This is a genomic window from Streptomyces sp. BV286 (assembly GCF_019090165.1).
In the GTDB taxonomy this organism is placed as follows: domain Bacteria; phylum Actinomycetota; class Actinomycetes; order Streptomycetales; family Streptomycetaceae; genus Streptomyces.
In genome coordinates, this window is sequence record NZ_JAHRIB010000061.1 from 52,358 (window position 1) to 66,559 (window position 14,202).

Genomic DNA, 14,202 nt, shown 5'->3' on the forward strand with positions numbered 1-14,202 from the left:
TGAACGCGTCGGTTTCCGCCCCCTCAAATGAACCATCACCGGCACCCAGGTGAACTCTGGGCGACGCCGCCTCCCCCACCCGGTGGAAAGGGCGCCCTGCCCGCTCGTACGAAGTGAACCAGCACGGTCCCCAGGGTGAACTCTGGGCGACGAGTGTTCGAGTCCACCCTCGTACGGCTGTGACCGGGGCGTACGGCGTGCCTAACCTGGAGCCATGGACGTGAACGCGGCGGTCGCCGCAGCGGCAGCGATCGCCGGTGTGCTCACCGGCGTCATCGCCGTGCTGGCGTTCCGCTGGAGCGAGCGGGAACAGAAACGCCCCACCCGCACCTCCCTGCACACGGACCCGGTCCTTCCGCCGGGAGTGGACACGGTCCTGTCCGTGCTCCGCTCCTCCGCCGTGGTGCTCGACGAGGCCGACGCCGTGGTCAAGGCCAGCTCGGCCGCGTACGCCCTCGGCCTGGTGCGCGGCGGGAAACTGGCCGTCGAGCCGATGATCCAGATGGCCCGTGACACCCGCAGGGACGGTGAGATACGCCAGGTCGAGCTGGATCTGCCCCGGCGGGGCACCGGCCGGGGCGACGCCCTCGCCGTGTCCGCCCGGGTGGCGCCGCTCGGCTCCAGGCTCGTACTGCTCCTGGTCGAGGACCTCACCGAGGCCCGCCGGATCGAGGCGGTTCGACGTGACTTCGTCGCCAACGTCAGCCACGAGCTCAAGACCCCGGTCGGCGCGCTCTCCCTGCTCTCCGAGGCCGTCATGGGCGCCTCGGACGACCCGGAGGCCGTGGAGCGCTTCGCCGGGCGGATGCAGATCGAGGCCACCCGCCTCACCAACCTCGTACAGGAGCTCATCGACCTCTCCAGGGTCCAGAACGACGATCCGCTGGAGGACGCCGAGCCCGTACGCGTCGACGAACTGGTCGCCGAGGCGATCGACCGCTGCCGCCACCAGGCCGGGGCCAAGCAGATCACCATGGCTTCGAACATGAGGCCGCCCGAAGGGCTGCAGCCGGACGGCGGCGGACGGCGGGCGGGCGGCACCGCCGATCTGAGCATCTGGGGCAACCGGGGTCAGCTGGCCGCCGCACTGGGCAACCTGGTGGAGAACGCCGTCAACTACTCGCCCGCCCGCACCCGGGTCGGCATAGCCGCGCGCCGGGTGACCACACCCGGCGGAGACCTCATCGAGATCGCCGTGACCGACCAGGGCATCGGCATCTCCGACAAGGACAAGGAGCGTGTCTTCGAGCGCTTCTACCGCGTCGACCCGGCCCGTTCCCGCGCCACAGGCGGTACGGGGCTGGGGCTCGCGATCGTCAAGCACGTGGCCGCCTCGCACGCCGGGGAGGTCACGGTGTGGAGCTCCGAGGGTCAGGGCTCCACCTTCACCCTGCGGCTGCCGGAGGCGGGCCCGGCCCGCGACCGGCAGACCGACGACCGGACACCCGGCCTCGACGAAGACGACGAGACCGGTCAGACCGACGGGACGACCACCGTCTCATCCCCGTACGAACCCTTTTCTGCCCCGGAGGTCCATCCGTGACCCGAGTGCTCGTCGTCGAGGACGAGGAGTCCTTCTCCGACGCCCTGTCCTACATGCTCCGCAAAGAGGGCTTCGAGGTCGCCATCGCGACCACCGGGCCCGACGGTCTCGACGAGTTCGAGCGCAACGGCGCCGATCTCGTCCTCCTCGACCTGATGCTGCCCGGGCTGCCCGGCACCGAGGTGTGCCGCCAGCTGCGCAGCCGTTCGAACGTCCCGGTGATCATGGTCACCGCCAAGGACAGCGAGATCGACAAGGTCGTGGGGCTGGAGATAGGAGCCGACGACTACGTGACCAAGCCCTTCTCGTCGCGTGAGCTGGTCGCCCGTATCCGGGCCGTCCTGCGCCGCCGCGGCGAGCCGGAGGAGGTCAGCCCGGCCGCGCTGGAGGCCGGTCCGGTCCGTATGGACGTCGACCGCCACGTGGTCACCGTCTCCGGCTCCAAGGTCGACCTCCCGCTCAAGGAGTTCGACCTCCTGGAGATGCTGCTGCGCAACGCGGGCCGCGTCCTGACCCGTATGCAGCTCATCGACCGGGTGTGGGGTGCCGACTACGTCGGTGACACCAAGACGCTGGACGTCCACGTGAAGCGCCTGCGGGCGAAGATCGAGCCGGACCCCGGTGCGCCCCGCTACCTGGTGACGGTCCGCGGCCTCGGATACAAGTTCGAGCCGTAAACCGGCCGCCTCTCCCGCTCACAGCGGTCATGACGAAGGGCGGGACCCCGGAAACGGGGTCCCGCCCTTCGTCATGCGCTCGTACGCGGTTCTCCCGTACGCGGCTCTCCCGTACGGGAGAACGGTGGCTGTGGGCCGCTCAGTGGCCCGCGGCCGGCTGCGAGGACGACGCGCTCGCCGACGCCGCGTCCGTGGGCCTGGCGCCCGCCTCGCCCGTCTCCTCGGCCTGGCCCGAGGCGCTCCCGGAGGGCGACCCGGACGCCGCGCCGGACTCCGGCGTGGACGCCGAGGGCTCGGTGCTGGGCGCCGCCGGGGCCTCGGTCGGGCCCCAGTCGGAGTAGTAACCCTCGGCCGGCACGACGAACGCCTCCAGCTTCACGGCACCCGTCTTGCTGAAGGTGAAGGTGACCGGCTGCGCGTCGCCGTCCTTGAAGGCCTCGCGGCTGCTCTCCAGCACGGCGGAGGCGTTGTCCTTGCCACCGAGGATCAGCGAACCGCCGGCCGGGACGGTCACCTTGCCCGAGCCCTTGGCGGGCTTGAGCTTCGCGGGCCGGTCGATGCCCTCGACCGTGACGGATTCCAGGGTCTGGGCGGTCGACCCGCTGTTGAACAGGGTCGCGGAGACCACGGCCGGTCCCGTCGACTCCAGTTCGGCCTGGGTGATGACCACGGCGTTCTGGATCTTGATCTCGCCGACACTGACGGCGGCGTTGTCCGGCTTGACCTCCAGGGTCTGGGCCTTGTTGCCGGCACCGCAGGCGGCGAGCGAGGCGATCGAGAACGCGATGGCGGCGGCGGCGAGGGCGCCGCGTCGAAGGCTGCTGCTCACGGCGGCGGCAACTCCTAGAACGTGGGCGAAGCAGAGCGGCTCCTGTGTAAAGCCGCTCTAAGGGTCTGTCAGCGGCCTTAGGTTACCGAGCCGTTCCCGTGCCGCCGCACCCGACCCGCCTCTACGGCTCCTCGGGCACGGTCGGACGCCGGTTCTCGCTCTGCCCGTCACTCACGTCACACGCTGTACATGCACACTCCATGGACCTCATGGGTCACCCACTCGTCCGTCTTTCACATAAGAACCCTCAGTAAGCCTCCGGCGCGGACTTGCGGATTTCCCGTAAGGAATGCATGGCGGGTCCGAGAAATTGATCTTCGGGCGATCTCCCGTCCCCGTGATCAATTCCGGATTCGTCTCGTACGTGACTCCGTGCACCGAACGGAGTAGCGGAGGATCGGCTCCCTGAACCCGACAAATCCGGACGTTCAGGCACGTGAGCGGGCCTCCTGGATGTTGTAACGTGCGCGTTTCGCCCCGCTCGGAGAGCCGCTCCGACCTGCGAATACCGTCTTCCGCTCCCCCTCCGCAGCACGTTCCTGTTGCGATTGTCAAGCCCCGAGATGTGCCCTGACCTGCGAAAACGCCATTCAGAACCCGCAGTTTCCGTGTTACTCTGGATAGCCACGGAAGGGGTACCTGTCACATGACGTTCAAGGTTGGCGACACCGTGGTCTATCCCCATCACGGGGCCGCGCTGATCGAGGCTATCGAAACTCGCCAGATCAAAGGCGTGGACAAGACCTACTTGGTGCTGAAGGTCGCCCAGGGTGACCTGACAGTGCGTGTGCCAGCGGACAATGCGGAGTTCGTCGGCGTACGTGATGTGGTCGGTCAGGATGGGCTGGACCGGGTCTTCGAGGTACTGCGCGCGCCGTACGCCGAAGAGCCCACGAACTGGTCGCGTCGTTACAAGGCAAATCTCGAGAAGCTCGCCTCCGGCGATGTCATCAAGGTGGCGGAAGTAGTCCGTGACCTGTGGCGTCGTGAGCGCGAGCGTGGACTCTCCGCCGGCGAGAAGCGCATGCTCGCCAAGGCCCGCCAGATCCTGGTGAGCGAGCTCGCCCTCGCGGAGAACACGAACGAGGACAAGGCCGAGGCCCTGCTCGACGAGGTCCTCGCGTCCTGACGCCCGTCACACTCTGATCGCTTTCTGACCTGAGGCGAAACGAGCGGTTCGGCGCAATGAAATGCCGCGGTGCCCGATGACGTATCCATTGTCGCCGGGCGCTGCGGCATGTCCGTACCCGGAAACCGTGCACTCCCGGAAACCCGAGACGCGGGGGGCCGCGCACTCTTCGGACCTCTGAACAATTCAGGGATCCGATACTAGGTGTGCCGGGCCCGTGCAGCCTGCTCGACCGGATGTCACGGAAGGGTCCGGTCGGGGCGTCGCGCCCGGCACACCCCCGAACTCTGCGAGCCGGGGGCACGCCCAGGCCATACCCATGTCGGCCGAGCACACAAACCTGACAGGAACCGATGTCTGACGATTCGCGCCCCTCGCCCTCGGGGGCCCGTACGGCGGCCGTGATTCCGGCCGCCGGCCGGGGCGTACGCCTTGGCCCGGGCGCTCCCAAAGCGCTTCGCGCGCTGAACGGCACTCCCATGCTCATCCACGCGGTGCGGGCCATGGCCGCGTCGCGTGCCGTCTCCCTCGTCGTCGTCGTGGCTCCGCCCGACGGGGCCGCCGAGGTCAAGACACTCCTCGACGCGCACGCGCTGCCCGAGCGGACCGACTTCCTCGTCGTGCCCGGCGGCGAGAGCCGGCAGGAGTCCGTGCGGCTCGGGCTCGACGCGCTGCCGCCCGGCATCGACATCGTGCTCGTGCACGACGCGGCGCGCCCGCTCGTGCCCGTCGACACGGTCGACGGCGTCATCGAGGCGGTCCGCGACGGCGCTCCCGCCGTCGTCCCGGCGCTGCCGCTCGCGGACACCGTCAAGCAGGTCGGGCCCCCCGCGGCGCCCGGGGAGCCCGAGCCCGTGGTCGACACGCCGGAGCGGGCGCGGCTGCGTGCCGTCCAGACCCCCCAGGGCTTCGAACGCGACACCCTCGTACGGGCCCACGAGACGGTCACGGACAACGTCACCGACGACGCGAGCATGGTCGAACAGCTCGGGCTCCCGGTCGTGGTCGTGCCCGGCCACGAGGAGGCGTTCAAGGTGACGCGTCCGCTGGACCTGGTGCTCGCGGAGGCGGTTCTGGCCCGCCGGAGGATGAACGATGGCTTCTGAGACACCTCAGTCCGAGACACCTCAGTCCGAGACGTCGCAGTCCGAGGCATCCCGGTCTGGGGCGCCCCTGTTGCCGCAGGTCGGCATCGGCACCGACATCCACGCCTTCGAAGAGGGCAGGGAGTTGTGGTGCGCCGGGCTGAAGTGGGAGGGCGAGGGGCCCGGGCTCGCGGGCCACTCAGACGCGGACGTCGTCGCGCACGCCGCGTGCAACGCGCTGTTCTCCGCGGCGGGGCTCGGCGACCTGGGACAGCACTTCGGTACGGGACGGGCCGAGTGGTCCGGGGCGTCCGGGGTGACCCTCCTGACGGAGGCGGCCCGCATCGTCCGGGCGGCGGGGTTCACGATCGGCAACGTCGCCGTGCAGGTCGTCGGCCCCCGGCCCAAGATCGGCAAGCGGCGGGACGAGGCGCAGAAGGTCCTCTCGGAGGCGGTCGGGGCGCCGGTGTCGGTGTCCGGGGCCACGACCGACGGCCTCGGGTTCCCCGGACGCGACGAGGGGCTGATGGCGGTCGCCACGGCGCTGGTGGCACGGGTGGCTTGAGCGGGGTCCCTCACCCCCCTGCTCGGGTACTGCTCGGGGTTCCACCCCGCGACTCCGTTTTTCGCACGCCGAAGGGGCCGGAATCCGGGGCGGAATCCCCTGGGCGCGGCGACCGCGGGACGCAGATGTCACGAATCGTGCCCCATGTGCCGGAAGGGTCGCGGGGCACTGCCCACTGCCCACTACCCTGGTGGGGTGACTATTCGGCTGTACGACACCAGCGCCCGGCAGATTCGCGATTTCACCCCGATCACGCCGGGTTGTGTCTCGATCTACCTGTGTGGCGCCACGGTGCAGGCGGCCCCGCACATCGGGCACATCCGGTCCGGGCTGAACTTCGACATCATGCGCCGCTGGTTCGAGCACCGCGGCTACGACGTCACGTTCGTCCGGAACGTGACGGACATCGACGACAAGATCATCAGGAAGTCCGCGGAGCAGAACAGGCCGTGGTGGTCGATCGGCTACGAGAACGAGCGCGCGTTCAACGACGGCTACGCGGCACTGGGCTGCCTGCCGCCGACGTACGAGCCGCGGGCCACCGGTCACGTGACCGAGATGGTCGAGATGATGCGCACGCTCATCGAGCGCGGTCACGCGTACGAGGCCGACGGGAACGTCTACTTCGACGTGCGGTCCCTGCCCGGCTACCTCTCCCTCTCCAACCAGGACCTGGACGAGCTGCGCCAGCCCGCTGAGGACGGCGAGACCGGCAAGCGGGATCCGCGGGACTTCGCCATGTGGAAGACGGTCAAGCCCGGCGAGCCCTCCTGGGAGACGCCCTGGGGGCGCGGCCGGCCCGGCTGGCACCTGGAGTGCAGCGCCATGGCGCACAAGTACCTGGGTGCCGCGTTCGACATCCACGGCGGCGGCATCGACCTGATCTTCCCGCACCACGAGAACGAGATCGCCCAGGCCAAGGGCTTCGGTGACGAGTTCGCGCACTACTGGGTGCACAACTCGTGGGTCACCATGAGCGGCGAGAAGATGTCGAAGTCGCTCGGCAACTCCGTGCTGGTGAGCGAGATGGTCAAGGCGTGGCGCCCCATCGTGCTGCGCTACTACCTCGGCACCCCGCACTACCGCTCCACCATCGAGTACAGCGAAGAGGCGCTGCGCGAGGCCGAGTCGGCGTTCGCGCGGATCGAGGGCTTCGTGCAGCGCGTGGTGGAGAAGGCCGGCGCCGTCGAGCCCGCGGCCGAGGTGCCGCCGGCGTTCGCCGAGGCGATGGACGACGACCTGGGCGTCCCGCAGGCGCTCGCGATCGTCCACACCACGGTCCGCCAGGGCAACAGCGCCCTGGCCGCCGACGACAAGGAAGCGGCCGTCGCCCGGCTCGCCGAGGTCAGGGCGATGCTCGCCGTCCTCGGCCTCGACCCGCTCGACCCGCACTGGGCGGGCGAGAGCGACCGCGGCGAGGACCTGCACGGGGTCGTCGACACGCTCGTACGGCTGGTGCTCCAGCAGCGCGAGTCCGCCCGGACCCGCAAGGACTGGGCCACCGCCGACGCCATCCGCGACCAGCTCAACCAGTCCGGTCTCGTCATCGAGGACGGCCCCCAGGGCCCGCGCTGGACCCTCGGCCCGCGCTGAGCGTTTCCTTGATCGATTGTGCCGTCCGGGTCTCCGGGCGGCACACTCGTAGACGCACGGCATTTCACAGACACGTACACCAGAGGCGTACACGCGTACGTCCGCGCACAGACAGGTAGGTCATGGCCGCTAACAACCGCCGCATGTCCGGCAAGAAGGGCGCGCAGGTCGGCAGTGGCGGCCAGCGACGCCGGGGCCTGGAAGGCAAGGGCCCGACCCCGCCCGCCGAGGCGCGCAAGGGACACAAGAAGAACCGCATCGCCAACGCCAACGCCAGGACCAACGCGAAGCAGACCGTGCGTCGTCCCTCGCCGCGCGGCGGCCGGGGCGGCAAGGGCACGTCCGAGATGGTCGTCGGGCGCAACTCCGTCGTCGAGGCGCTGCGCGAGGGCGTGCCCGCGACGATGCTGTACGTCCAGCAGTTCATCGACAACGACGAGCGGGTGCGCGAGGCGCTCCAGCTCGCCGCGGACCGCGGTGGCATCCACCTCATGGAGGCCCCCCGCCCCGAGCTCGACCGCATGACCAACGGGCTCAACCACCAGGGGCTCGTCCTCCAGGTCCCGCCGTACGAGTACGCGCACCCCGAGGACCTCGCCGCCGCCGCGTACGACGAGGGCAGGGACCCGCTGATCGTCGCGCTCGACGGTGTGACGGACCCGCGCAACCTCGGAGCCGTCGTCCGGTCCGTCTCCGCCTTCGGCGGCCACGGCGTGGTCGTGCCCGAGCGCCGCGCGGCCGGCATGACCGCCGGTGCCTGGAAGACCTCCGCCGGCGCGGCGGCCCGTACGCCCGTGGCCCGTGCCGCCAACCTGACCCGGGCCCTCGAGTCCTACAAGAAGGCCGGGCTCGTCGTGGTCGGTCTCGCCGCGGACGGCGAGGCCGAGGTCGGCGACCTGGAGGCGCTCAGCGGTCCCGTCGTCATCGTCGTCGGCAGCGAGGGCAAGGGCCTGTCGCGACTCGTGGGCGAGACCTGCGACTTCCGGGTGCGCATCCCGATGCCGGGCGGCACCGAGTCGCTGAACGCCGGTGTGGCCGCGGGAGTTGTGCTGTACGAGGCCTCGCGGCGCCGGGTCTGACAGCGTTTCGCCGGACCGGGGGCGGTGCCGAACACCGTCCCCGCGGGGCGATTCGGGCGGGCTGGTTGATCTTGACGGGGTCCGGACAGATCGGCCCGGTCAAAGCAGTGTCCTAAACACACGTCACTCGGTTAGATGAGTGTGGACACCAGAACACCCCGCACACCCACGGGGGACCGCTCGTTGGGATTCGACGACGCTCCCGCGCTGAGCATGGTGAAGGTGCCGAGCGATCCGGCGCAGGTCATCGTCAATCATGCGAGCTTCCGCGTGCAGCTCAACACCGCGCCGCGGGCCCAGTCCCCGCGTGCCGCGCGGCACTTGAGCCAGGGCGACGACACAGCGCGCATCCCCGCCGTCGGAACCGCCGCAGGCACCCGCCGCCGCGCGCCCGTCGTCTGGAGCGGGAAGTCCGCCCCCGACGACACCGGCGCCACCCGGTTGTTGCAGGCCGTACGGAGTACGAGTCTGCGGCACGGCGCCGAGGAACCGGCGGGCGAAGGCGGTTCGACCCAGGTCATCCCGCGTGTCGACGGCGGCGGTCCCGCCGGGTTCGACGTCGACGCCACCGTCGAGACCCCCGCCGTCCGCGGCCCCGAGACCCGCCTCCTGCCGCAGCAGATGCGCAGCGCCGGGAGCGCGTACGAGGAGCTCGACGAATCCCCGTACGCCCAGGGCGAGTTCGGCGACGACTCCTACGACGACGAGTACCGGGACGACGACGGCTCGGAGCTCAAGCGGCACGGCGCCGCTCCGGTCCGGCACGGGTACTACCCCGGTCGCCGGATGAACCTCGGCGTCGTCCTGCTCCCGCTCCGCGTCTTCCTCGGCTTCATCTCCATCTACGCAGGCATGGGCAAGCTCTGCGACCCCGTCTACTTCGACGGCGGCAAGCGCGGCTCCATGGTCAAGTGGCTCAACTCGCTGCACCCCTGGGAACTCGCCGAGCCCCTGCGCGAGTTCGCACTGCAGCACCCCGTCGGCGCCGGACTCCTCATCGCCTTCTTCCAGGTGATCGTCGGCGTCCTCACCGTCCTCGGCCTGTGGCAGCGGGTGGCGGCGGTCGTCGGCGCACTGCTGTCGGCGGCGCTGCTGCTCACCGTCAGCTGGAAGTCCGTCCCCGCCTACGACGCGCCCGACATCATCTACCTGGCGGCCTGGTCGCCGCTGATCATCGCGGGCGCCCCCGTCTACTCCGTCGACGGCCGTCTCGCGGGCGAGGCCTGGCGCACGCTCGGGCCGCGCGCCGAGATCTGGGAGCTGCGCCGGCGCGTACTGCGGCGCGGCGCACTCGTCGCGGCGATCGTCGTCGGGCTCACCCTGCTCATCGGTTCGCTGCTCGGCGGCGCCGTCCGTGACGCCGACCGCGTGGTCGTCCCCGGCCCGGGTGAGGCTCCGCGCAACGAACTGCCCGGCTCCCCGCTCCCGGAGGAGCCCGGCCAGCGCCGCGACAAGCAGAGCCCGTCGGCGTCCAACTCGCCCACCCGGGGCGCGACGTCGGCGAGCCCCTCGGGTGCCGCCGCGACCACCCCAGGCGCCGCGGCCCGCGAGACGGCCGGCGCCGGCGCGGGCCAGCCCAGCCAGACGCAGGGCTCCGGCCAGGCCCCGCCGCAGCAGTCGGCACCGCCGCAGGCGCCCAGCACCAGCGCGGGACCGTCCTCCTCGGGCGGCACCACGGGCGGTACCGGCTCGGGCGGCGGCAGCGGCTCCGGAGGCGGCTCGGGCGGCAGCGGGGGCTCCGGAGGCTCCGGCGGCGGCTCCGGGCTCGTGGGCGGTCTGCTCGGCTGAGGAACCCGTACGACGTCGATGGGGCCCCGCACCACTCAGGTGCGGGGCCCCATCGGCGTGTGGGACAGGTCCGCGGGCGGAGGCAGTGACCTCAGCGCCCCAGTGCCGCCAGCTCCTTGGCCGCCTCCGTGAGGTCCTTGGCGGTGTCGATGGCGCGCCAGTAGGCGCCCTGGGGGATCGGGTAGCCGGCCAGGCGGCGCTCGCGCGCCAGGCGCGGGAAAGTGGAACGCTCGTGGTCACCGAGGGCGGGAAGCAGGTCGGCGAACTCGGGGGAGAAGACGTACACGCCCGCGTTGATGCCGTACGCGGTCGGCGGGGACTCGATGAAGTCCGTGATGTGACCGAAGTCGTCGGTCTCGACGGCGCCCCACGGGATGCGGGGGCGGGCCAGCGCGAGGGTGGCGACCGCGTCGCGCTCGGTGTGGAAGTCCGCCATCTCCCGCAGCGAGAAACGGGTCCAGATGTCACCGTTCGTCGCGTACCAGGGGCGGTCGGGGTGGGGCAGGTGCTTGGCGGCGAACTTGAGGCCGCCACCACGGCCCAGGGGCTCCGTCTCGACCACGGTGGTCACGGAGACGGGCAGGTCCGCCGACTCCAGCCACTGCTGGAGCACTTCGGCGAGGTGACCGCACGAGACGACGACGTCGGTGACGCCCTCCTCGGCGAGCCAGGCCAGCTGGTGGCCGATGATCGGGGTCCCGGTGCCGGGAATCTCGACCATCGGCTTGGGACGGTCGTCGGTGTAGGGACGCAGCCGGGAGCCCTGGCCGCCGGCCAGGACGACGGCTTGAACGGGGCGCGACGCGGCGTTCGGATCGGTCATGCCCGAACTTTACGTGGCGCCCCGCGGGATGTGCGGAGGGGGAGCTGCGGGCCGCGCGGGCGGGCGTCCGCGGGACGGTGGGGGCTGGGCGCGCAGACACCCGCGCCCCTTCGGGGCTGCACCCCTGCCGGGGCACAGCCCCCGCCGACGGGGCCGCTGTCCGCCTCAGGTGTGCTGGGCTGCCACGCCCGTGGCGAAGGACGTGTCGCAGACCGGGCGGGCGAACGACTGGGCGCGGGTCGGACCGTACGCGCGGACCGCGGCGCGGCCCAGGGCACGGGCGATGGACGCGCAGTGCTTGCCGAGGGAAGGTCGGTCGTTCACGGCCTCCTGGAGGTGGGTGAGGGCCACGCCCGGGTTCTTCTCCTGGAGTTCGATCAGGAGCTGGTCGCGCAGCACGTCCTGCGGAGTGCGGGACGGGGCGCGCCGGGAGACGTCCGCGGCGGACGCCGCGAGCGCCGACGTGGAGGAGTCGTTCCCCGACCAGTTGACTCGGGTGACCGCGAGCGTCCCGGAGAGCACCAGGACGACGGGCAGAACGAGGGCGAGAGTACGGCCGATCCGGCGGGCCGGGCCGCGCCCGTGCCGTGTCGGTCGGTCGGCGGAGCCGCGGCCGTGTCGCGTCGAGTGGTTAGTGGAGTGCTTCACGCGAGTGAGGGTAGCGCGGGGTGATGATTTGGCGACATTTAGTAATCAGTTCGGGGGACGGGCGAATCCTCATTTTCGAGTTTGATGTTGACGAACAGGTGTCGAAATGACCGGTCTGCCGGGGTATTTGTCGACAACGAAGAAGGCCCCGCAGTGGTCTGCGGGGCCTTCTTCGTCAACCTGGGTGAATTCTCCGGGATCCGCCCGGCCGGTCGGGTCAGTCGGTGAGGCGCTCACCGGTGGACGTCGAGAACACGTGGGTCTCGCCCGGACGCGGCACGACGTGCAGCGTGGCGCCCTTGTCCGGGACCGCGCGGCCGCTGACGCGCACCACCAGGTCCTTGAGTTCGCCGTCGACCTTGGCGCTGCCGTAGACGTAACCGTCGGCGCCGAGCTCCTCGACGACGTTCACGGTGACGGCGAGGCCCGCCGGGGCGTCCTCGGTGTCCTTCGACAGGGAGGCGGCCGCGGCGCCGTTGTGCTCGACGATGTCGAAGTGCTCCGGGCGGACGCCGACGGTGACCGTGGTGTCACCCTTGGCGGAGGCGGCCGTGAGGGCCTCGCGGTTGACGGGCACCACGCTGTTGCCGAACTTCACACCGCCGTCGGTGATCGGGACCTCGACGAGGTTCATCGCGGGGGAGCCGATGAAGCCGGCCACGAAGAGGTTCGCCGGGCGGTCGTACATGTTGCGCGGCGAGTCGACCTGCTGGAGCAGACCGTCCTTGAGGACCGCGACGCGGTCGCCCATCGTCATGGCCTCGACCTGGTCGTGGGTGACGTACACCGTGGTGATGCCGAGGCGGCGCTGCAGCGACGCGATCTGCGTACGGGTCGAGACGCGGAGCTTGGCGTCGAGGTTCGACAGCGGCTCGTCCATGAGGAACACCTGGGGCTCACGCACGATGGCGCGACCCATGGCGACACGCTGGCGCTGACCGCCGGAGAGGGCCTTCGGCTTGCGGGCCAGGTAGTCGGTGAGGTCGAGGATCTTCGCCGCGTCCTCGACCTTCTGGCGGATCTCGGCCTTGTTGATGCCGGCGATCTTGAGCGCGAAGCCCATGTTGTCCGCGACGGTCATGTGCGGGTACAGCGCGTAGTTCTGGAACACCATGGCGATGTCCCGGTCCTTCGGCGGCAGGTGCGTGACGTCGCGGTCGCCGATGTGGATCGAACCGGCGTTGACGTCCTCGAGACCCGCGAGCATGCGCAGGGAGGTGGACTTTCCACAGCCGGAGGGACCGACGAGGACGAGGAACTCGCCGTCCGCGACGTCGAGCTCGAGCTGGTCGACGGCGGGCTTGTCGCCACCCGGGTAGATGCGGGTCGCCTTGTTGAACGAGACAGTGGCCACGGTGCTGGGCCCCCTTCACCGGCAGGAACGTGCCGGACGATCCGTTGTAAAGGTGGTGTGACCGCTACGGAACGGTCCGTAGTGGTGTAGTCCACATGAGCGAACTGGGTCAGGACGCTACCCCGCGTTCACACGTTCTGTCAGTACTCCGAGAGCGATGAAGTTCGAGGAAATTTTCGACGGAGCCCCTCTGTGACGTGGGTACACTGCTCGGGCGTGCCCGCGGGTACGCGCAGAGCACGCCCGCGTGCAGGCCTCCTTAGCTCAGCTGGCCAGAGCAACGCACTTGTAATGCGTAGGTCGTCGGTTCGAATCCGACAGGGGGCTCCGGATGCAGTGCCGAAAGGCCCAGGTCACTTCGTGGTCTGGGCCTTTCGCGTGGGTACGCCCGCTGCCTGGGCGATGACCCGGGCCGTGCGCAGGCCCTCGCGGTGGGCCGATCCGGAGTGGGCGGGGCGGCAGCGGCCCCACTCGGGGGAGTACTCGGCCATCACCGCGCCCGGGTGGTCCGTGGTGAGCTCCGTGAGGGGTGCCGTGCGGCCGCACTCGGCCAGGACGCGCTGGAACTCGCCCGCGTTGGCGAAGTCGCACACCGTGTCCTGCGAGCCGTGCACCAGGTGGATGGGCAGCGGCGGGGCGGAGGCGCAGACGTCCATGGGGGAGGGCAGGCCGAGCAGCGGTTCGGGCTGGTTGTAGCGGGCGGCGATGCCGACCACGGCGGCCGGGCGCCAGCCCTCCGGCGGGTCGGGGCGCAGGGCCGTGGCCATCGCGGCCCGGCCGCCCAGGGACCAGCCGACGAGGACGACCTCGGCCGGGTCCCGTACGAAGTCCCAGGTGAAGCGGAGGGACGCGGCGAGCTGGGGGCGGCCGCCGTCGGCGGCGTCCGGGTGCCAGTCGGGGACTATGACGGTCGCGCCGAGGCGGGCGACCTCCGCGGCCAGCGCGCCGAGGACGTCCCGTTCGGCGGGGCCGCGGCCGTGCCAGAGCAGGACCGTCGGGGCGTCCGGGGCGGCGGCGCGGTGGATGTCGAGGAGCTGACCGTCGGACGAGTAGCGGACGGTGTCCATGACTGCGGTGCTCATGGGGTTC

Annotated in this window: 13 protein-coding genes and 1 tRNA gene; 9 read left to right on the forward strand and 5 right to left on the reverse strand. The window is 70.8% G+C overall.

The genetic code is table 11. The annotated features are described in order from the left end of the window. Nucleotides 1–214: 214 nt before the first annotated feature. Both KUF83_RS08800 and KUF83_RS08805 read left to right on the forward strand, forming a co-directional pair. Nucleotides 215–1,543 carry a cell wall metabolism sensor histidine kinase WalK gene (locus KUF83_RS08800; RefSeq protein WP_217454026.1) on the forward strand — a complete coding sequence of 443 codons (1,329 nt, stop codon included), beginning with the start codon at nucleotides 215–217 and terminating at the stop codon, nucleotides 1,541–1,543. Then, entirely contained in the window at nucleotides 1,540–2,220 is a 681-nt protein-coding gene (locus KUF83_RS08805) for a response regulator transcription factor (protein WP_189771758.1), read from the forward strand. The genes KUF83_RS08800 and KUF83_RS08805 overlap by 4 nt, the downstream gene beginning before the upstream one ends. 139 nt (nucleotides 2,221–2,359) lie before the next feature. Here KUF83_RS08805 and KUF83_RS08810 read toward each other — a convergent pair whose 3' ends face one another. Next, a complete protein-coding gene (locus tag KUF83_RS08810; protein ID WP_217454027.1) occupies nucleotides 2,360–3,049 on the reverse strand; it encodes a copper chaperone PCu(A)C in 690 nt (229 codons plus the stop codon). 646 nt (nucleotides 3,050–3,695) lie between these two features. Between KUF83_RS08810 and KUF83_RS08815 the strand changes: the two genes are divergently transcribed. The 6 genes from KUF83_RS08815 (at nucleotide 3,696) to KUF83_RS08840 (ending at nucleotide 10,288) form a co-directional block, all read left to right on the forward strand. Continuing rightward, entirely contained in the window at nucleotides 3,696–4,178 is a 483-nt protein-coding gene (locus tag KUF83_RS08815; RefSeq protein WP_003953493.1) for a CarD family transcriptional regulator, read from the forward strand. Nucleotides 4,179–4,531: 353 nt separating this feature from the next. After that, complete coding sequence (gene ispD, locus KUF83_RS08820) at nucleotides 4,532–5,284, forward strand: 2-C-methyl-D-erythritol 4-phosphate cytidylyltransferase (protein ID WP_217454028.1); 753 nt, start codon at nucleotides 4,532–4,534, stop codon at nucleotides 5,282–5,284. Beyond that, on the forward strand, nucleotides 5,274–5,828 hold the full coding sequence (ispF, locus tag KUF83_RS08825; protein ID WP_254643564.1) for a 2-C-methyl-D-erythritol 2,4-cyclodiphosphate synthase: 555 nt from the start codon (nucleotides 5,274–5,276) through the stop codon (nucleotides 5,826–5,828). Before ispD ends, ispF begins: the two co-directional genes overlap by 11 nt. A 195-nt stretch (nucleotides 5,829–6,023) precedes the next feature. Beyond that, entirely contained in the window at nucleotides 6,024–7,421 is a 1,398-nt protein-coding gene (gene cysS / locus KUF83_RS08830) for a cysteine--tRNA ligase (RefSeq protein ID WP_217454029.1), read from the forward strand. 122 nt (nucleotides 7,422–7,543) lie between these two features. Beyond that, nucleotides 7,544–8,500, forward strand: coding sequence for a 23S rRNA (guanosine(2251)-2'-O)-methyltransferase RlmB (gene rlmB / locus KUF83_RS08835; RefSeq protein WP_217454030.1), 957 nt, complete (start codon nucleotides 7,544–7,546; stop codon nucleotides 8,498–8,500). Nucleotides 8,501–8,635: 135 nt separating this feature from the next. Continuing rightward, complete coding sequence (locus KUF83_RS08840) at nucleotides 8,636–10,288, forward strand: DoxX family protein (RefSeq protein ID WP_254643566.1); 1,653 nt, start codon at nucleotides 8,636–8,638, stop codon at nucleotides 10,286–10,288. Nucleotides 10,289–10,379: 91 nt separating this feature from the next. On the opposite strand, the gene KUF83_RS08845 is transcribed toward KUF83_RS08840, so the two are convergent. The 3 genes from KUF83_RS08845 to KUF83_RS08855 form a co-directional block, all read right to left on the reverse strand. Beyond that, nucleotides 10,380–11,111, reverse strand: coding sequence for a nucleotidyltransferase family protein (locus tag KUF83_RS08845; protein WP_217454031.1), 732 nt, complete (start codon nucleotides 11,109–11,111; stop codon nucleotides 10,380–10,382). 165 nt (nucleotides 11,112–11,276) lie between these two features. After that, nucleotides 11,277–11,759, reverse strand: coding sequence for a hypothetical protein (locus KUF83_RS08850; RefSeq protein WP_217454032.1), 483 nt, complete (start codon nucleotides 11,757–11,759; stop codon nucleotides 11,277–11,279). A gap of 217 nt (nucleotides 11,760–11,976) precedes the next feature. After that, on the reverse strand, nucleotides 11,977–13,113 hold the full coding sequence (locus tag KUF83_RS08855) for an ABC transporter ATP-binding protein (RefSeq protein ID WP_217454033.1): 1,137 nt from the start codon (nucleotides 13,111–13,113) through the stop codon (nucleotides 11,977–11,979). Nucleotides 13,114–13,366: 253 nt separating this feature from the next. On the opposite strand from KUF83_RS08855, the gene KUF83_RS08860 reads away from it, so the two are divergent. Continuing rightward, nucleotides 13,367–13,440 (forward strand) — tRNA-Thr (locus KUF83_RS08860). Between the two features lie 26 nt (nucleotides 13,441–13,466). Here KUF83_RS08860 and KUF83_RS08865 read toward each other — a convergent pair. Next, on the reverse strand, nucleotides 13,467–14,195 hold the full coding sequence (locus KUF83_RS08865) for an alpha/beta hydrolase (protein ID WP_217454034.1): 729 nt from the start codon (nucleotides 14,193–14,195) through the stop codon (nucleotides 13,467–13,469). Between the last annotated feature and the right edge of the window lie 7 nt (nucleotides 14,196–14,202).